Consider the following 18,260-nt stretch of genomic DNA (forward strand, 5'->3'; position numbering starts at 1 on the left):
AGAGTCATGTACGCAGGGGTTGTCGTGATGGCGAGCGCGGTCGGGGTACTCGTACTCGGGCTGTACGCGCTGCACAGGCTCACCGCCGTAGCGCCAGACTCGCTAAACGTGCTTCCGTTCGAGTCGGGCTGGGCCCCCGAGCAGCACGCACTGTCGCGGTACCACGTGCGCTGGTACCTCGCGACGCTGCTCTTCCTCGCCTTCGACGTCGAGATGCTGTTCATGTATCCCTGGGCGGTCGTCGTCGCACAGGTCGGCGTGACCGCGGTCGTCGAGATGTTCCTCTTCTTGGCTGCCTTGTTCGCCGCCGTGCTCTGGGCATGGCGGGAGGGGGCACTGCGTTGGGTCTGAGTGACGCGATCGCACGGAGCGCTTCCCGGCACGCTCACGCTCTGGTCGTCGAGGTGCCGGGCTCGTGGCGCACGCGAATGGCGGCGGAGCGCAACGTGGCCGCCCGAGGATGGCGCCTCGCCATCTCACCCGCGGACGCCGACGTGCTCGTCGTGTGCGGCGAACCCGGGCCGGGGCTCGCGGAGGCGATCGAGGGCATCTGGCACCAGATGCCGGGACCTCGGGTGCGCGTTTACGCGCACGCGGGCGACGAGGTGGGTGCTCGACTGGACGAAGCACACACCGGCCTGCTCGACACCGACCACCACCGCCGTGACGCGCAGGAGCGACCCACCGCCTCCGAACTCGTCGCCGAGCAGGCCGGATCTCGAGCCGAGAGTCATGGTGGCCATGGAGACACGGACCACGGTTCAGCCGGCGGCCACGAAGGCATGGACCACGAGGGCCACGAGGGCATGGACCACGGCAGCCACGAGGGCATGGACCACGGCAGCCACGAGGGCATGGACCACGGCAGCCACGAGGGCATGGACCACGGCGCCCACGAAGGCATGGACCACGGCGACATGGAGATGTCACCGGGAGGGATTCCGCTCGCGGAGGGCGGTGAGGACCGAGATGGCCTCGAGATGGACGTCTTGCAGGTGCGTCTCGGGCCTGTGCTGCCGCACTGGCCGGCCGGTCTGGTGTTGCGCTGCTCGCTGCAGGGCGATGTGATTGTCGAGGCAAAGGCCGAGCTCGTCGACGGGCGTGCCCGCCAGGATGACGAAGTTGTCGGGCCGGCCCGCGGCATCGACAACATCGCCTCGCTGCTGGCGTTGGCGGGGTGGGACGACGCTGCGGCAGAGGCCCGAAGGATCCGCGACACCGCCCTCGAGCCCGGGGACGGAGCGGCGGGGTCGGAACTCGAGCGTCTGCGCCGGAGGGTCCGTCGTTCGTGGACGTTGCGCTGGTCGTTGTCAGGCCTCAGGCGGCTGAGCGACGAGGACGCCCACGCCCGGGGGTTGCCGGCCGACGCGGTCGGTGACACCTATGAGCGGCTGATGGGCATGCTGGACCGGGCGGTCGCCGGTGTTGCCGCGACCGCCGCCGGTGACATCGGCACTCGGACGAACGACGCCGGCCGGACACTCTCGACCGACCACCTGGCGCATCTGGTCATGGGTCTGGATCTGGCCACGGCACGTCTGGTCCTCGCCAGCCTCGACATCCACGAGCTGCTCGCCGGACAGGCGGAGCACGAGGTGTCGCATGGCTGACCCGATGCCGATGACGGACTCGCCGATCACCACCGTGGCGCCCGGCTGGGCGATTGCCGCGTTGGGGATTCTCGGTGCGCTGGCCGTAACCGCTGCCATGCTGGACGGTGCCCTCGCCGCGCGTGCGGGGGGCGGGCCGGGCGGGAAGATGGGCGGGCCGGTCCGGCCGTTCGGTGAAGCGGCCCGGCTGATGCGGCAGCGACGTCGTACCACCGTCGAAGCCGACCGCCTGCTGTGGCGCATCGGGGGTGCCGGGCTGCTGGTAGTGGCGGCGCTGATGGTGACGGTCGTGCCGTTGGGGGAGTGGACAATCTTCGACCTCGACGTGGGCGTCATGTGGTTCAACGCCATGGACGTGATGGTCTGGGCGCTGGTGTGGCTAACCGGGTGGGGTGCGAACTCGGCACACTCGCTGGTCGGCGGCTACCGGTTCCTGGCGCACGGACTGGGCTACGAGCTCCCGTTGATGTTCGCCCTGGTCGCTCCGGCGATCGCCGCGGAGAGCCTGAACGTGGGCGCGGTCGCGGCGGCCCAGGAGGGCCTCTGGTTCGCTGTCTGGATGCCGGTGGCGTTCCTGGTCTACCTGCTCGGGGTCGCGGCCTTCTCTGTGTGGGGGCCTTTCGCCCCGGCGATCGGCACGGACGTCTCCGGCGGCGCACGGGTGGAGCTGTCGGGCGTGGACCGGCTGGTGTTCGAGGCGGGGCGATACGCGCTGCTGGCCGCCGGCGCGGCGTTCGCGGTCCCGATGTTCCTCGGCGGCGGCGCCGGTCCGCTGCTGCCGGGATGGGCCTGGGTGCTGGTGAAGACCGTTGCCCTGCTCGCGGTCCTGGTCTGGCTGCGGCGGCGGCTGCCGGCCTTCCGGCCGGACAAGTTCATGGAGGTGGGCTGGATGCTGCTGCTCCCGGCCGTGCTGCTGCAGGACCTGGTCGTCGCCGTCATTGCCGTCTGGAGGTCGTGAACGTGATCAGTGACATCGCCTTCTGGGGGGTCGGGCTCGTCGCGGTGGTCGGCGGCGCCGCGGTCTTCTACGTCGACTCGATGGCTCGAGCGACGTACGCCCTCGCCCTGTCCTTCGTCGCGGTTGGGCTGCAGGTGCTCTTCCTGCAGCAGAACTACGTCGGCGTGGTGACGATCCTGATGATGGTCATGGAGATGGCGATCATGGCCGTCTACATGGTCATGTTTATGGGGATGAACCCCGCGCTGATGCCGATGAGCATGGTGCACAGCAACAAGACCGCTATCGCCGTCGCCGTGACCACGTTCCTGGCGCTCGCGACGGGCATCCTGATGGTCGACTGGCCCACCCGCAGGGGCAGTCCACCGCCGGACGTCACCATGGCGCTGGGGGAATCGTTGATGGGCCCGAAGATGCTGGTGATGGCCGTGATCAGCCCGGTGATGGTGGCCACCATCGTGGCCGGCGTCGTCCTCGCGGCGCACCGCACCCGCTACGACCGGTTCGGCGATGACCTGAAGCAGCGCCCCGCAGACGACCCCCAGCCCGGAGGTGTCGGCAGATGACCTTGGAGGCGACCCTGCTCATCGCCGCGGCGATCTTCAGCGTCGGGCTGTACGGCGCGATCTCCCAGCAGGTGGTGGTGATGGTGATGATGGGCCTGGAGCTCATGATCAACGCTGTCATCCTCGCCGCTGCCGGCGTCTGGTGGTTCCTCGCTCCCGCCCCGACCGGGCAGGTCCTCCTTATGGTGATCATCGCCGCGATGACCGTGGAGATGGCGATGGGCTTCGCGGTCGCCACGCTGCTGCATCGTGAGCGTGGTGCCGACATGACCGACATGGCCACGGACCTGTCGGGGTGACCATGTCCATGTCTGAGACCGCACTCTGGCTGCTCGTTCTGCTGCCCGCCGTGGTGGGCGGAGGGCTCGCCCTCTCCCGCCTCGAGCGGGCGGCGGCCGCCGCCGTGTCGCTGGCAACGGCCTTCACCACAGCCGCACTGTCGGTGGTCGTCGCCCTCGAACGACCTCGCGTGTCGGTGCCGTTCATGGCCGGCAGCGACCTCGCCCTCGGGGTGGACGCGCTGTCGGCCTTGGTCGCACCGACCGTGGCGGTCGTGAGCCTGCTCGTGCTCGTGTTCTCGGCCGGCGAGATCCGGGAGTCACAGGCCCGGTTCCACGGACTCATGCTGCTCTTCGCCTCCGCCGCTCTCCTGACGGCTACTGCCGAGACGCTGCCCGCGCTGCTGTTCGCCTGGGAGGTGATGGGCGCGACGTCGTTCGCACTGATCGGGTTCTGGTGGCGCGACGACCACCGGGTCTCCGCCGGCATCACGGCGTTCGTGACCACGCGCACGGCGGACGTCGGCCTGTACGTCGCGGCCGGAGCAGCGCTCGCCGGTGGAGCCGGTCTGGCACTGGCTGACCTGCCCGCAAGCAGTGAGGGGTGGCGGCACGTCGTCGCGGCGGGTGTCCTGGTCGCAGCTCTCGGCAAGGCGGCGCAGCTGCCGTTCTCGTTCTGGCTGTCGCGGGCGATGGAGGGTCCGAGCCCGGTCAGCGCGCTGCTGCACTCCGCCGCCATGGTCGCCATGGGCGGCTACCTGCTGCTGCGCACCGAGCCGCTGATGGCCTCGACGGGCTGGGCCGCGCCGGCTGCTGCCTGGGTGGGCGCGCTCACCGCGCTGCTGCTCGGCGCGGTCGCCGTGGCGCAGCAGGACCTCAAACAGCTCCTCGCAGCCTCCACTTCCGCCCAGCTGGGGTTCGTGGTCATGGGCGCCGGGCTGGCCTCGGTGAGCGGGGGAGCGGCACACCTCGTCGCCCACGCCTCGACCAAGGCGCTGCTCTTCCTCGCCGCCGGGGCCTGGCTCACCGCGCTCGGCACCAAGCAGCTCGTCGGCCTGCGGGGCGTGGCTCGGCGGTGGCGGCTGGTCGGCTGGGCCGCCACTGCCGGTGCGCTGTCCCTCGCGGGGGTCGCCCCGCTGGCGTTGTGGGCGACCAAGGACGCGGTCCTCGCCGCGGCGCTGGCGGACTCACCGTGGCTCTACGCCGTCGGTCTCGCCGCGGCCGCGCTCTCGGCGGCCTACGCCGGCAAGATCCTGGTGATCCTGTGGCTACCGCTTCGCGAGCGGGAGCACGCCGAGGTCGAGTCGCATCTCGACGAGGAGGAGCGGGGCACCCGCCACGTCGGCATGCTGGAGCAGGCGCCGCTGGTCGCACTCGCGCTCGGCGCAGTGGTCCTCGGAGTACTTGCGCTGCCGCCGTTCGGCGACACGGTCGCGCGCGCTCTCGGCGAGGAGCCGCTCCACCCGACATGGGCGGAGATGGCCGCGTCGGTCGTGATCGCACTGGGGGTGCTCACGCTCGTGTGGTGGCGTCCCGTGCCGGAACCGGGCTGGGCCCTGGCCTGGCTGGGTCTCGAGCGCGCAACACAGGCCCTCGTCGTACGCCCGACCCTCGCGCTGGGAGAGGCCCTGGCGCGCTTCGACGACCGCGTCCTGGACCGGGGCGTGGCCGGGTCCGCCGCGGCCGCGCTCGGTCTGGCGCGTCGGGCAGCGACCTTCGACGACCGGGTGCTGGACGGTGCGGTCGAGACAACGTCCCGGGCGTCGCTGTGGACCGCGGCTCGCGCGGCACGGGACGACGACCGGTGGTTCGATGGGGCGGTCGAGGGGCTCGCTGCGCAGCTGCGCCGCCTCGGCCGGCTCGCACGTCGTCCGCAGACCGGCCAGCTGCACCAGTACTACATCCAGGCCGTCGCGGTGCTCGCGATCGGCGTCCTGCTCCTTGTCACGGTGAGGTGAACGTGCTCAGTCTGATCGTCTTCCTGCCCCTGTCTGCCGCTCTGGCCCTGCTCGCACTTCCGCGGCTCGGCGACGCGGCCGCACGGTGGACCTGGGTCGCGGTCGCAGCGGCCGACCTCGCCCTCGTGGTCGCGGCGTGGCTGCGCTACGAGACGCCGGCGGCGGGCGGACTGGCGTTTGAGGAGCAGGCCGAGTGGATCCCCGGCGTGAACAGCAGCTACCACCTCGGCGTCGATGGGTTGTCCCTGCCGCTGATCGCGATGACTGCGGTGATCTTCCTCGCCTGCGCGATCTTCGCGCTGCGCGAGACCGACCGCCCGCGACTCCAGGCGGCGCTGTTCCTCTTCCTGCAGAGCGTCAGCATGGGCCTGTTCGTCGCCGCCGACCTGATCCTCTTCTTCGTCTTCTTCGACCTCTCGATCGTCGGCATGTACTTCGTGATCGCCGGCTGGGGCCACGGCAACGCCGCCCGGTCGGCGATGAAGTTCTTCCTCTACACGTTTCTGGGCTCCCTGGCCCTGCTCGTCGGGTTCATCGGCCTCTACATCGCCGCCGACCCGCACACCTTCGACATGGTCGAGCTGGCCGAGCAGACCCCGCTCGCCGGGTCGTCGCTGGCCGGTGGGCTGGTGCTGGCCGCGATCCTGATCGGCCTGGCGGTGAAGACCCCGACCGTGCCGTTCCACACCTGGCTGCCGCCTGCCCACACGGACGCGCCGGCGATCGGCTCAGCGGTCCTGGCGGGCGTGCTGCTGAAGATGGGCACCTACGGGTTCGTGCGGATCGCGATGCCTATGCTGCCCGAGGCGTGGCGGGACTGGGCGTGGGTGATCATCGTCGTCGGCATCGTTTCTGTCGTGTACGGCGCCTTGGTGGCCCTGGCCCAGACGAACTTCAAGCGGATGGTCGCCTACACGTCGGTGAACCACATGGGCTACATCGTCCTCGCCGTCGGCGCCGCAGGGGTCGTCGCCGACGACACCGCGCAGGCCCGGTCCGTCGCGGTCACCGGTGCCGTCACGCAGATGGTCAGCCACGGGCTGATCACGGGTGCGCTGTTCCTCCTCGCCGGGGTTCTCCAGGACCGGGCAGCGACCTATGACATGGACTCCTACGGCGGCCTGGCCGGACCCGCGCCCCGGTTCGCCGCGTTCTTCGCCGTCGGCGCTTTCGCCTCCCTGGGCCTTCCCGGGCTGTCCGGCTTCATCGCGGAGTTCCAGATCTTCACCGGCAGCATCGCCGCCGCCCCCGTCACGGCCATCGCGCTCGTGGGCATCCTCCTCACCGCGGCGCTGTTCCTCCGCTCGCTGCAGCGGATCTTCACCGGCGAGACCCGCGGCCGCTCGGTCGGCTTCACCGACCTGCGCGCCGCCGAGGTCTGGTCGGTCGGCCCGCTGCTTGTGCTCTCCCTGCTCATCGGGGTGTTCCCCCGGCCACTGCTCGCCGTCATCGAGCCCGCGGCCGAGGTCGCCGTCGAGCTCGTCGGAAGGTAGCCCGTGGGCTCCGACATGGCCATGCGGCCGCTGCTGCTCCTGCCGGAGATCGTGCTGTTCCTCGGCGGGCTCACGGTCCTGGTCAGCGGGTCCTTCCTCCCGAGGACCCGCCAGTGGGTCACCCGCGTCATCGCCGCGGCGGCGCTGGTCGCCGCCGCCATCCTGGCCGCGGTCGCCCTCCCCGGCCCGGCCCAGCCGGCGATGGAGGGCACCTTCACGGTCGATACCGCCACCGGAGTGGCGCGGATCGTCGCCGCCCTCGGGACGCTGATCGTCCTGGCGCTGGCCTCGGACGAGATCGCCGGCTCGCCGCGGGAGAGCGAGACCTACGCACTGCTGCTGTTCGCAACGACCGGCACGCTCGTCCTCGCCGGCGCCGACGACCTGCTCGTGGTCACCGTCGGGTTCCTGCTCGCGAGCATGCCGCTCTACGGCCTGATCGGCATCGCGCGCACGCCCCGCGGAGCCGAGGCTGCGATGAAGACCTACCTGCTGGGTGCCCTGTTCGGCATCCTGCTGCTTGTCGGCGTCACGCTGCTGTACGGCGTCTCCGCGACCACGTCGTACGCCGAGCTCACCGACCGACTCGCCGAGGCGCCGCAGGGCGTGGTTGCCGCGGGCGTCGTGGCAGTGCTGGGTGGGTTGATGTTCAAGGCCGGCGGTGTCCCGGGGCACTACTGGGTCCCTGATGCTGCCGAGGGTGCGGGCGGGGCGGTTGCGGCCTTCCTCACCACCGTGCCCAAGATCGGCGCGGTGGTCGCCGCCTACCGGCTCATCGCCATGCTCCCCGACACCCTCGCCTGGCCGCTGCTGGTCGCCGTCCTCGCGGTCGCCAGCATGACGCTCGGCAACCTCGCCGCCTACTGGCAGACGGATCCCCGGCGCCTGCTCGGCTGGTCCACGGTGAGCCAGGTCGGCTACCTGCTCGTCCCGGTCGCGGTCGCCGGACGCAGCGACCTTGCCCTGCCCTCCCTGCTGCTCTACCTCGCCGGCTACACCGTCACCAACCTCTCGGCTTTCGCGGTGACGACCGCCTTCCCTGACCGTCGCGACCTCGACTCCTACCGCGGCATGGGCCGAGCCCGGCCGTGGCTGGGCGCATCCCTCGTGGTGGCGCTGCTCGGCCTCGTCGGCACCCCACCGACGGTCGTCTTCGCCGGGAAGCTCACCACCACCATGGCCGCCTGGGACGGAGGGCTTGCCTGGCTGGCCGTGCTGGTGTTCGTCAACACCGTGATCAGCCTCTTCTACTACCTCCGGTGGATCGCGCCGGTCTACGGCCGAGTGGAACCCCCCGCGCGGACCCTGCCAGGGGCGTTCATCTCTGCTGGCTGGTCGGCGACGACGGCGGTCGTGACCGCCGGTCTCAGCCTCGCGCTCGGCATTGCAGCCGGCGCCCTCTGGAGTGTCTTCTCGGCCTGAGCTGCATCCCAGGTGGGGATCCACCCACCCACGTATCGGGAGGGTCAATCGCCGGACCCCGGCCGTCGGGTTGTGGTCTCGCCCGTGAGGCGCCGGTAGAGCAATCTGCCGGCCGAGGAGGTCACGCCATGGGCCACGGTGCTCACGACCACGATCATGATTCCGGCGGCCATCACGGTTTCAGGGAGGCCGAGCTCCTCCGCCTCGAGCGTCAGGTAGAACACGGCCGAGACACCGACCGGCCCGAACCACCCCAGGTACAGCGCATCCGGCCAGCCGAGGTGCAACGGTCGTTTGAGCAGAAGCAGCACGGGGAGTCGACGAAGCAGGAGCACGGCGAGCGCGAGCACGATCGCCGCCCACCCGAGCTCGCCCCACTCGGTCCAGGGAATGGTGGCACCCAGCAGCACGAACATCGGCAGGACGGCGAACCGATTGACCGCCTCGTCGATCTCGACCTCCGCCGTACGCTCGCTGCCGGTGCTGGTCAGGTTGAAGGCCAGCCCCGCGACGAACGCGGCGAGGACACCATCGAGATGAAGCACCCCGGACAGCCCCAGCACGAGCAGGGCGAGCAAGACGGTGAAGAGCAGCATCGGGCCGTGGGCTGTCGCCCCGTGCGCCTCCCCGGCGCGCAGTGCGCGCCCGCCGAGCCAGCCGGCGACCACACCGAGAGCGACCGCGCCCAGCACCTGCCAGAGAGCGTCCCCAGCTGCCTGGCCAGCGGTCATCGGTCCAGCGAACGCGACCGCGGCCAGCACGAACAGCAGGGCCAGCCCGTCATTGGCGCCTGACTCCAGCGAGAGGATCTGCCGGTCACGAGCCGGTAGGTCCTCCTCTGCGGGCTTTCCGGTGACCACGCTCGAGGCGAGGACCGGGTCGGTAGGGCAGATCGCTGTCCCGAGCAGCAGCGCAGCGCCAAGCGTGACCCCGAGGATCCCGGCGGTCAGGCCTGTGGAGATCAACGCCATGGCCGGCATAGCCACCAACAGCAGGATCGAGACCGGCCGGAGCTGTGCACGGACCGAACCGAACGGATAGCGCAGCGCGACCCCCATCACCGAGATCACCAGCAGGACCCGTGTCGCGTCGTGAACGCTCGCATGCTCGGTCGTGATCGGTGGAAGAGGCAAGGCGCGGAGCACCTCTGGCCCGACGAGCACGCCGACCACCAGCGCAAGTAGCGGCTCGGACACGGGCAGACGCCTGATCCGTGCAGACAGCGCAGCCACCAGCACGCCGAGCGCGCCGGTCGCGATGAGCAGCATGTCGAGGGTCATGGCAGCGCCCTGCCCCGCGCCTTCGTCGTCATGCGTGGGGCTCGAATCCGTGGTCGGCGCCGTAGGACGCGAGCACCTCCGGTGTCGCGGACCCGGTCTTGAGGTAGGCACGGTCCAGCAGCAGGGCGAGGCTCTCGACGGCCGCTGTGAGCATGTCGGCTGCGAGTTGCACCTCGCGCGAGGACGACGTCCTTCCGGCCTCCGCCAACTCCAGGGCGTGGGGGAGGGTCGCAGCGAGCGACAGCTCTTCCTCTTCCTCGATGAAGTAGTAGGACTCGGCGTACTGCAGGAGGTCCGTCTCGGCCTGGATCGTGCCGTCGGTCACGGCGTCCAGCATGCGGCTGGCGACGCATGGTTCCCCACCGGCCACCACGGCAGTCGCATGACTCGACTGCAGAAGGCTCAACCGCTTCGCAACAGACCTCCGCCTGCCCAGGGCGGGGTAGATCTGCAGGATCCAGGAGATGGCGGCGGTCAGGAGGACGAACCCGAGAAGCGCCTCGAACGGTGCCAGCAGGCGCAGGACGGCGTCGGCCGGGGTGACGTCACCGAAGCCGAGCGTGGCCACGGTGACCAACGACAGGTACAGGGCGGTCAGGGCATCGGAAGACTGCTCGGGTCTGAGTGCAGACCCGAAGTAGAAGCCGTCCGACATGTGGGGCAGGTAGACCAGAGTCCAGCCGATCACCACCAGACCGGTCCACAACGCCACGGTTCCGAGGATTCCGATCGGCCCGGCGAGCTGCCGGGTGTGGCTGGGCAACACGTGCTTGGTTGCCCACCACACGAACTGGAACACCCAACGAGCGATCCGGCCGAATCCGCCCGGGTGCCACAGAGTGTGGAAGATGTCCCACAGCGCCACCAAGACAACGAGTAGGCCTGCCGCACTGATCATCCATCCCATCCGGGCGACTGTAGTCTCAACGCCGCTTCCTCGGACCCGACGTCAACGCCCTCGGTGTTTGCCCACTGCCATCGGGGTTGCTCACTCCACCGACGCCTTCACGGATGCGATCCTCCAGCGTGTCCGGGTCCGCACCGGGGTCGAGGCCGACGAGTACGTAGGGCGTCCGCGCCGTGGTCGTTTACTGGTCGTAAACACCAGCAATACCCGGCCGAAGTGAGCTACATCGAGCGACATCACGCACGTTCCTCCGGCATCGTTCTTGCAGGTCAGCACGCCTTTCCGCAACGAAGCGCATGACTCGGCTGAGTGCCTGCTCAACGTCAAGGGGTCGCAGGTTCAAATCCTGTCAGCCCGACCGAACAAGAACTGCCTCTGACCTGCGGAAACGCGGGTCGGAGGCAGTTCTGTCCCCCTGCCGTAGCAACGTCCTTGCCACTGCGCCCGTCTTCTGTCCAGGATCACCTCTCGGATCAGGAACCGCGCGCAGGACGCGCTCCCGTCAGGATCTGGTGTGACCTGGGTGCCGCCCCGTCGTAGCCGGTCAGCCGGCCGGCCAGGGTCACGCCCCAGGCATGGTCGGGCGAGCCCACCACGAGGAGGTCGACGTCCGAGCCGATCGCAGTCGGGGCGGTACCCACCTCGATCGCCTCGGCGGCAACCCCCGCCTCGTTCAGCCCGGCCGCGATGGCCCGCGCCGCCTGCTGGTTGTCCCCGAACATCGACTCATAGATCACCACGGCCCGCATCCGGGACCTCTATGCCCGCCATGTCACGGGGGTCGTCACGCTCCGCCCGACGTTCCCCGTGCAGGACGGTGCAGGTCAACCACGTGATGCTTTGACCAGTACGGATGTGACGTTGAGCCTGGGCGGCCCTGCCGACGGGCTCAGGCTCGTGTTCGGCTCCCTCCTCCGGTTCGCCGCCGGAGCGTCGCAGGTGTCGGCGGCCGCGGGTAGCGTCGGACCCATGGCGACCCTGCTGCCAGAGCTGCTCGCGACCGACCCGGCCGCGCTGCGCGCGTGGCTCGAAGAGCACCACGCGACGTCGCTCGGCGTGCGGCTGGTGCTGACCAAGAAGGGAGGCTCGGTCACCTCGATCACGTGGGCGAACGCGGTCGAGGAGCTGCTCTGCTTCGGCTGGATCGACGGCCAGGCCGGCAAACGCGACGAGGACAGCTACACGGTGCGCATCACCCCGCGTCGCCCCAAGGGCAGCTGGTCCCAGCGAAACGTCGCGCTCGTGGCGACGCTCGAGGAGCAGGGCCGGATGACCGCCGCCGGGCGCGCCGCGGTCGAGGCCGCGCGCACCGACGGGCGGTGGGAGGCGGCGTACGCCGGTCCGGCGACCCGCCAGACGCCCGACGACCTGGCCGCGGCGATCGCGGCGGAGCCGGACGCGCAGGCGATGTTCGACGTGCTCACCAGCGCCAACCGGTTCGCGCTGATCCATCGCGTCGAGAGCATGAAGCGCGCAGAGAGTCGGGCTCGCAAGATCACCGAGATGGTGGAGATGCTGGCGCGCGGCGAGACGCTCTACCCGCAGAAGACGGGTCACCCCGGACGGGCAGGCCATGGCGTCGACGCCCGGCATCAGGGTCGCCCATGATCCTGAACCCCGGCCCCGGCCGCAGGTCGCTCCGCACTCGTCGATCACGACGTTCATGGTCGAGGACCTCGTCGGATCCAGCTACGGTGTCCACGATGACCCAGGCCGAGATCGTGGCCGGAGTGGACTTCGGGCGACCGGGGCCACTGTCGCCGCAGGCCGGTCGCGGTGACTTCACCATTCCTCAACAGGGCGTGGTCGCCGTCGGCCGCGCCTTCGTCTGCTGAGAGGTCGACGTGGATTCCTTCGTGTCCGAGGCGGGGCTCGTCGTCCCGGCTGTGACCACCGAGCAGATGCGCGAGGTGGACCGGGTAGCGATCGAGGGGATCGGCCCGAATCTCTACCAGATGATGGAGAACGCCGGTCGGAACCTGGCGTTGTCGTGCGTGGAGATGCTGGGGGAGGGGTGGGCCACGTCTTCGGTCGTCGTGCTGGCGGGCACCGGCGGCAACGGGGGCGGCGGGATCTGCGCTGCTCGGCACCTGGCCAACCACGGTGGCCAGGTCACGCTGGTGGTGTCGGACGTCGAGCGCCTGGCGGGCGTGCCTGCCGAACAGCTCGCGCTCTTCCGGGCCAGTGGCGGTCGGCTGGCCGCCATCGGAGACCTCGGGACCCTCGAGACCTCGCTGACGGTGGATGCCGTGCTGGGCTACAGCCTCGCGGGGGCACCGCACGGGGCCGCAGCCGACTTGATCGGGTGGATGTCTCAGGGCCCTGCTCCCGTGGTGTCCCTCGACGTCCCCTCCGGTGTCGACGCCACGACCGGGGAGGCTCCCGGAGTCCACGTGCGGGCCGCGACCACGATGGCCCTGGCCCTGCCCAAGACCGGGCTCGCCGTCGACGCCACCGGTGAGATCTGGCTGGCCGACATCGGCATCCCCGCGGGTGTCCTGGAGCGAGCCCGGGTCCGGCCCCCACCGGCGGGCCTCTTCTCGAAGGGGTACCGCGTCCGGCTGAGCTGGTCCTCCTAGCCCGCGAGCAGGGACCGGCCCTCGAGCAGGAAGGCGTGGGCTGCGGCGCGCGGATCAGCCTCGGTGACGAGGTCGGAGTACCTGAGGACCGCCATCCGCCCCGCCGACCAGAAGTCGCTGGACCGCTTCGCGTCCGGGTACCACGGGGCCACGTAGAGGTAGGGCAACGGCTCGGGGCCCGCCGTGGCATCCGCGGCCACGTCCCCCGGAGAGAAGCCGAAGCTCGCCCGGGTAGTACCAGCAGGATCACCGATCTCGATGGCGGGGTCGAAGTGCTCGGGCCAGAGCTGGGGTTCGCTGGCGTGCGCGGAGTCGCCGTCGGAGGAGAGCGCGTCCAGGATTCCCCAGCCGAACCCGAACCACGCGGCGAGTGCTGCGGCATCGTCTGCGTCGATGCCGAGGTCGGCGTCGAGTGGGCCGGGTGCGGGGATGTCGAGGTTCGACGCCCAGGCCACGTCGGGCGCGATGCCGACGAAGGACCCGGCTGCCGCCAGGGTCGAGAGGCGTTGGTGTCGGTGGCCGGCATCGGAGTGGACGACGAGGTCGACCCCCGCGACCCCAACGGTGGTCATCCCCTCCGGTCCCGCGAAGGTCGGTGTGACGAGCCCGCCGGGAGCGGCGCGCAGCCCCATCCGGCCCATGGCGTGCCGGCGCGCGGGGCTGACGATGTACGCGGCGACGCGGTGCAACGCGAGGCGAGTCGCGGGGAACGAGTCCGAGAGCGGGACGAGCGGAGCGTTCATGGCAGGCGACCTTTGTTCGAGGGCGTTCACATCAGCAGTGGATCGGTGACGACCTCGACGAGGGACGGGCCGTCATGGGCGAGGGCGGCTGCGACCGCGTCGTGGAGCTGGTCGAGCTGCGTGACGCGGGCGCCGTGTGCGCCGCAGAGCTGCGCGAAGGCGGCGAAGTCCGGGTTGTGCAGGCTCGTCGCCCACACGTCGAACTCGCCTGCTCGTTGCTCCTTGCTGATCTTGCCCAGCTCACTGTTGTTGAGCAGCACGTGGGTGATGTTCATGCCGTACTTGACGGCCGTCGTGAGCTCCATCGCGTACTGGCCGAAGCCTCCGTCGCCCGACACTGACACGACCTTGCGGGAGTCGCCGACGGCGGCCCACGCGCCCATGGCGGCGGGGAACGCGAATCCGATCGAGCCGAGGTAGCCGGACATGAGGACGTCTTGTTCGGCCACCTCGAAGTAGCGGCCGAACGAGTAGGTGTTGTTGCCGACGTCGACGCAGATCACCGCGTCGTCCGGGACGTGCTCGGACAGCTCGGCGAAGACCGAGGCGGCGTTCAGGCCGGCCCCATGGTCATCCGTGCGGCGGCTGGCCTTCTCCTCGCGCCAGATCTGCCAGCGCTCCGCGATGATCGGGCGCTGGTCGACGCAGGTGTGTCCGCCGTCGAGACCCTCGGCGAGCAGTCGGGCAGTGGTGGCAACAGCCCCCTGCAGGCCGATGTCGACCGGGTGGTGTCGGCCGATGGCCATCGGGTCGTGATCGATCTGGATGATCGACTTGTAGGGAGCGATCCCGGTGTGGTTCGAGAAGGAGGCGCCGAACGCGACGACGAGATCGGACTCGTTCATCAGCCAGCTCGCTACGGGGGTGCCGCTCCGCCCGAGTACGCCGCAGCCGAGCGGGTGGTGGTCCGAGACCGCACCCTTGGCCTTGAACGTCGTGATCACCGGCGCACCGATCAGCTCAGCGAGCTCGAGGACGCCATCGATGTCGGCGCGCGCGCCCTGGCCGACCACGATGACGGGACGCTGTGACCCGCGGATGGTCTCGATCGCTGCCGCGAGGACCGCAGCAGGCGGGGCGATCTCGCGGGACCCGGTCCGGCCGTCGGGTCCGGACGGCTCCTGGTTCGAGGGCTCGACCTGCACCTCATCGGGGAAGATCAGGTGTGCGACGTCCTTGTCGACGATCGCGGTCTTGCACGCGAGGGTCATCAGCTCGGCGTGGTCAGCGGCCGACAGCACCACCTCTCCGAAGCGGGCCACGTCCTTGAAGGCGTTGGCCAGGTCCATGTCCTGGAACGCGCCCCGCCCCTTGGTCTTCGACGGCACCTGCCCCGAGAGGGCCAGCACCGGCGCCCGGTCGACCTTGGCGTCGTAGAGGCCGGTCAGCAGGTTGGTCGAGCCGGGACCGGCGATGCCGAAGCAGGCGGCGAGCCGGCCGGTGAGCTTGCCGTACGCCGTGGCGGCGAACGACGCTGCGCCTTCGTGGCGGATCCCGACGTAGCGCAGGTCACCGCGTCGCTCGGCGCGATGCATCGCGTCGGCGAACCCGAGGTTGGAGTGACCGACCATCCCGAACACGGTGTCGACCCCCCAGTTGACCATCGTCTCGACCATGACGTCCGAGACGGTGCGCGGGTGCTCGGCCTCCGCGGGGAGCGCCACGTAGACGCCGTCGACGCGCACCTCGCTCGCGTACGCCTCGGGGGCGTCGGCGAAGCCCTCCGGGGGTTCGCCGTTGCAGGGGCTGTAGTCGTAGCCGTGCCACGGACACCGCAACCAACCCTTCTCGATCGATCCCTCGCCGAGCGGGCCACCCTGGTGCGGACACCGGTTGCTCAGGATCCCGAACCTGCCATCGACGTGGGTGACCGCGAGCGTGCGGCGCCCCACGCTCACGGTGGTCACGCGGCCCTCGGGGAGCTCATCGGGGTCGAGCACCTTGTGCCATTCGTGCGCGACCTCGGGCACGGTGACGGGTTCGGTCGACGGTCTCTGGCTGGCGGTCATGGGGTTCGCGTCCTGTCGCAGCTGGATGGAGGTGACGTTATCGCTCTGCCGTCAAGCGGGCACGTGGCCGTCATCAGTTTCGTCGGGCACCTGCCGGTTGCCCGCGATGTAGAAAGGCAGGGCGACGAGGAAGAAGGCGCCGATGATGTTGCCGATCGCCGCGGGCAGCACCGACCACAGCAGGCCGTCGCCCCACCCGGGCCCGTATCCGAGCGGCTGGCTCAGTGACAGGTAGGCCATGTTGGCCGGGGCGTGGAGGAAGCCGCCGGCCACGAAGGCCATGACGGTGATCAGGACCGGGATGTACTTTCCGATGATCGTGCGACCCATCGTGGCCAGGAACGCGGCCATCCCGACGAGCCAGTTGGCGACGACGCCCGACAGCACCGCCTGGAAGAACCCCTCGGCGCCACCCACGTCCTGGAAGCGCATCTTCGTCGACATGACCTCGTCCAGCAGCGCTTCGAAGCCCGCGCCGTAGTCCGAGACGTAGACGATGACCTGGCCCAGCACGAAGGCGCCGATCATGTTGCCGATCGCGGCAAGCAGCCAGAGCTTCAGGATCGCCGTACGCAGCGGCGGGAGGCCGAGACGATCGCGTCGCTTGCCGAGCAGCGTCGCCGGGAGCTCCACGTTCACCTCGGTGAACAGCAACGCCCCGCTGAGCACGACGAGGAAGAACCCGACCGAGAACCCGAAGCCTTCCAGGAGCCGTTGTACTCCTTCGTTGTCGGTACCGGTCGCGATCAAGGTGCTGAAGAGGGCGCCGATCGTGATGAACCCACCGGCCATCACGCTGAGCACGAGGACCTGGTGCGCGCGGAGCCCGCAGGCTCGCTTCGCACCGGCCTCGGCCATCTCGATGAGCACGCGCTCAGGTGCGACGAACTGGCTGGGCGGCAGGTCGGTCTCAGACTCCCCGGTCATCGATCTCGATCCCCTTCCAGGGGCAGACGCTGGTGGTGCTGCTGGGGTGCAGCACTCCTGCGGGTCGTGCGACGCACGGTGCGCAGCAGCCCCAGGGTCGTGGCGATGGCGGCACCACCGGCGGAGAGGAGGAGGGCCTCGACGATCGAGTCTCCCGATCCTGTCCACGTCGCGCCCTCCAGGCGGCCGGCGGAGGACAGGAGTCCGGTGAGTGCCAGGGCCGCGGCGAGGCCGCTCCCGCCGGCGAGCATGATGCGTCGTCGAGCCGAAGGATCACCAGAGATGGTGTCCTGGCTGACCACCCAGGGCCAGGCCGCAGCCAGGATCAGTGGAGCGAGGTGCCACGTGGTCGTGGGCCGCCACGCGACGAGCACGGACCAGACCAGCGCAACCACGAGGGTCCAGGTGAGCCCCGGGCTGACCCTCGCGTTGCCGCCGCGGTGAGCCGCCGCTGCTGGCGGATCGGGCTGATGCTCGGGGTCAACCGCCCGGATCGCGGCGACCACCTGCCGGACGGAGGGGTTCACCAGAGCTTGATCGCCGATGAAGACGGTCGGGACCGTCTCGTCTCCGCCGGTGACCGCGCGTACGCGGGCGGCGGCGTCTGCCGACGACCAGATGTCGTGCTCGAGCGTGGCCACGCCCGCGCGGCGCAGACCGCGACGCAGGGAAGCACAGAAGGGGCAGCCGGGTCGCCACATCACCTCGATGCTGGTGGTGGTCGCGTTGGTCTCGGTCATGGCTCGTCCTCGAGTGTGGAAGGCGGGTGATCAGTGCGCGCGCTTGGCGCCCATGAGCAGGATGAGGCCAAGGAAGAGCCCGAAGACCAGGTGCTCGACGAGGAAGGTGCCGTAGCCGACGAGCTCGGCCATGTTGGTGATCTGGTCGCCACTGTCGAAGATCACGGCGGCCAGGGGGAGGCCCACGAAGGAGCTGATGACGAAGACCAGGCCGCCCCAGACGACGGCGGCGGCGACGAGCGCCATCCCACGGATCTTGGCCAGGACGGCCAGCACACCGAAGCCCACGCCGTACATCGCGCCCACCATCATGTGGACCAGTGCGCCCACGAGGGCAGCCCCGGCGAAGAACTCGAAGTTCGAGCCCCCCATGGTGGCGCTCTCCATCGACGACATCATGTCGGCGGGAGAGATGAACACCGACGCGATGTGGTGGAGCGGCGTGAAGAACCCCGACCCCTGGTAGGTGGCGGCGGCGAGCATCGCATAGGCGGCCATCATCAACGAGCCGATGACGCCCGCGACCGCCCCTGTCGACGCGGCGCGGGCGAGGCGGGTTCGGCTGGTGGGGGCGTGGGTATCGGTGTTCATGGTGTCCTCCGGGTCATGGCGTGTCGATCGAACGAACTCCCATGGGTGAAACACGGGGACCCCCCGGTGAGCATCCCGGAGCCCGTGTGTCTGGGATCGGGCAGCGCCTGAGGGCGCGCGCACTGAAGTCGGCCGGTGCCCTCATTCCGCAGGAGGCGCAGATCGCGAGACCGGCCTTGCCAGCGGGGTCCGGCTCCAT

The 18,260-nt window shown here is 70.0% G+C and carries 19 protein-coding genes; 11 read left to right on the forward strand and 8 right to left on the reverse strand.

The window, feature by feature from the left end; translation table 11 throughout:
* Positions 1-27: 27 nt before the first annotated feature.
* The 8 genes from I601_RS15760 to I601_RS15795 all read left to right on the forward strand — a co-directional run bounded on the left by I601_RS15760 (position 28) and on the right by I601_RS15795 (position 8,285).
* Positions 28-351 (forward strand): NADH-quinone oxidoreductase subunit A, encoded by a 324-nt coding sequence (locus I601_RS15760; protein WP_257735279.1) that lies wholly within the window; start codon positions 28-30, stop codon positions 349-351.
* A gap of 77 nt (positions 352-428) precedes the next feature.
* Positions 429-1,610: a hypothetical protein gene (locus tag I601_RS15765; protein ID WP_218917679.1), complete on the forward strand. Its 1,182-nt coding sequence runs from the start codon at positions 429-431 to the stop codon at positions 1,608-1,610.
* Complete coding sequence (locus tag I601_RS15770; RefSeq protein WP_218917680.1) at positions 1,603-2,568, forward strand: NADH-quinone oxidoreductase subunit H; 966 nt, start codon at positions 1,603-1,605, stop codon at positions 2,566-2,568. The genes I601_RS15765 and I601_RS15770 overlap by 8 nt, the downstream gene beginning before the upstream one ends.
* A 2-nt stretch (positions 2,569-2,570) precedes the next feature.
* Positions 2,571-3,134 (forward strand): NADH-quinone oxidoreductase subunit J, encoded by a 564-nt coding sequence (locus I601_RS15775; protein ID WP_068111752.1) that lies wholly within the window; start codon positions 2,571-2,573, stop codon positions 3,132-3,134.
* Positions 3,131-3,433 carry an NADH-quinone oxidoreductase subunit NuoK gene (locus I601_RS15780; RefSeq protein ID WP_068111754.1) on the forward strand — a complete coding sequence of 101 codons (303 nt, stop codon included), beginning with the start codon at positions 3,131-3,133 and terminating at the stop codon, positions 3,431-3,433. Before I601_RS15775 ends, I601_RS15780 begins: the two co-directional genes overlap by 4 nt.
* An 8-nt stretch (positions 3,434-3,441) precedes the next feature.
* A complete protein-coding gene (locus I601_RS15785) occupies positions 3,442-5,370 on the forward strand; it encodes a proton-conducting transporter transmembrane domain-containing protein (protein ID WP_218917681.1) in 1,929 nt (642 codons plus the stop codon).
* A 2-nt stretch (positions 5,371-5,372) separates the two neighbouring features.
* Positions 5,373-6,863, forward strand: a complete 1,491-nt coding sequence (locus tag I601_RS15790) for a complex I subunit 4 family protein (protein ID WP_068111757.1) — start codon at positions 5,373-5,375, stop codon at positions 6,861-6,863.
* A gap of 15 nt (positions 6,864-6,878) precedes the next feature.
* Entirely contained in the window at positions 6,879-8,285 is a 1,407-nt protein-coding gene (locus I601_RS15795; RefSeq protein ID WP_218917682.1) for an NADH-quinone oxidoreductase subunit N, read from the forward strand.
* 44 nt (positions 8,286-8,329) lie between these two features.
* Here the strand turns inward: I601_RS15795 and I601_RS15800 are convergent, their stop codons facing one another.
* From I601_RS15800 to I601_RS15810, 3 genes are all read right to left on the reverse strand, one after another.
* Positions 8,330-9,565, reverse strand: coding sequence for a cation:proton antiporter domain-containing protein (locus I601_RS15800; protein WP_068111760.1), 1,236 nt, complete (start codon positions 9,563-9,565; stop codon positions 8,330-8,332).
* A 28-nt stretch (positions 9,566-9,593) separates the two neighbouring features.
* Positions 9,594-10,472: a potassium channel family protein gene (locus I601_RS15805; protein ID WP_068111763.1), complete on the reverse strand. Its 879-nt coding sequence runs from the start codon at positions 10,470-10,472 to the stop codon at positions 9,594-9,596.
* Positions 10,473-10,945: 473 nt separating this feature from the next.
* Positions 10,946-11,221 carry a hypothetical protein gene (locus I601_RS15810; RefSeq protein WP_068111766.1) on the reverse strand — a complete coding sequence of 92 codons (276 nt, stop codon included), beginning with the start codon at positions 11,219-11,221 and terminating at the stop codon, positions 10,946-10,948.
* 220 nt (positions 11,222-11,441) lie between these two features.
* On the opposite strand from I601_RS15810, the gene I601_RS15815 reads away from it, so the two are divergent.
* From I601_RS15815 to I601_RS15820, 3 genes are all read left to right on the forward strand, one after another.
* A complete protein-coding gene (locus I601_RS15815) occupies positions 11,442-12,080 on the forward strand; it encodes a YdeI/OmpD-associated family protein (RefSeq protein ID WP_068115072.1) in 639 nt (212 codons plus the stop codon).
* A gap of 95 nt (positions 12,081-12,175) precedes the next feature.
* Complete coding sequence (locus tag I601_RS21865) at positions 12,176-12,307, forward strand: hypothetical protein (RefSeq protein ID WP_257733738.1); 132 nt, start codon at positions 12,176-12,178, stop codon at positions 12,305-12,307.
* 9 nt (positions 12,308-12,316) lie between these two features.
* Complete coding sequence (locus tag I601_RS15820) at positions 12,317-13,051, forward strand: NAD(P)H-hydrate epimerase (RefSeq protein WP_068111771.1); 735 nt, start codon at positions 12,317-12,319, stop codon at positions 13,049-13,051.
* Here the strand turns inward: I601_RS15820 and I601_RS15825 are convergent.
* The 5 genes from I601_RS15825 to I601_RS15845 are packed head-to-tail and all read right to left on the reverse strand — an operon-like array spanning position 13,048 to position 18,061.
* On the reverse strand, positions 13,048-13,794 hold the full coding sequence (locus I601_RS15825; protein WP_068111774.1) for a hypothetical protein: 747 nt from the start codon (positions 13,792-13,794) through the stop codon (positions 13,048-13,050). The two genes, I601_RS15820 and I601_RS15825, sit on opposite strands and share 4 nt — an antisense overlap.
* Positions 13,795-13,820: 26 nt before the next feature.
* Positions 13,821-15,803: a thiamine pyrophosphate-dependent enzyme gene (locus I601_RS15830; RefSeq protein WP_068111777.1), complete on the reverse strand. Its 1,983-nt coding sequence runs from the start codon at positions 15,801-15,803 to the stop codon at positions 13,821-13,823.
* Positions 15,804-15,854: 51 nt separating this feature from the next.
* Complete coding sequence (locus tag I601_RS15835; RefSeq protein WP_068111780.1) at positions 15,855-16,730, reverse strand: formate/nitrite transporter family protein; 876 nt, start codon at positions 16,728-16,730, stop codon at positions 15,855-15,857.
* On the reverse strand, positions 16,727-17,470 hold the full coding sequence (locus I601_RS15840; RefSeq protein ID WP_068111782.1) for a glutaredoxin domain-containing protein: 744 nt from the start codon (positions 17,468-17,470) through the stop codon (positions 16,727-16,729). The genes I601_RS15835 and I601_RS15840 overlap by 4 nt, the downstream gene beginning before the upstream one ends.
* Before the next feature lie 30 nt (positions 17,471-17,500).
* Positions 17,501-18,061, reverse strand: a complete 561-nt coding sequence (locus I601_RS15845; RefSeq protein WP_218917683.1) for a hypothetical protein — start codon at positions 18,059-18,061, stop codon at positions 17,501-17,503.
* Positions 18,062-18,260: the final 199 nt, after the last annotated feature.

This window comes from Nocardioides dokdonensis FR1436, from assembly GCF_001653335.1.
Lineage (GTDB): Bacteria > Actinomycetota > Actinomycetes > Propionibacteriales > Nocardioidaceae > Nocardioides > Nocardioides dokdonensis.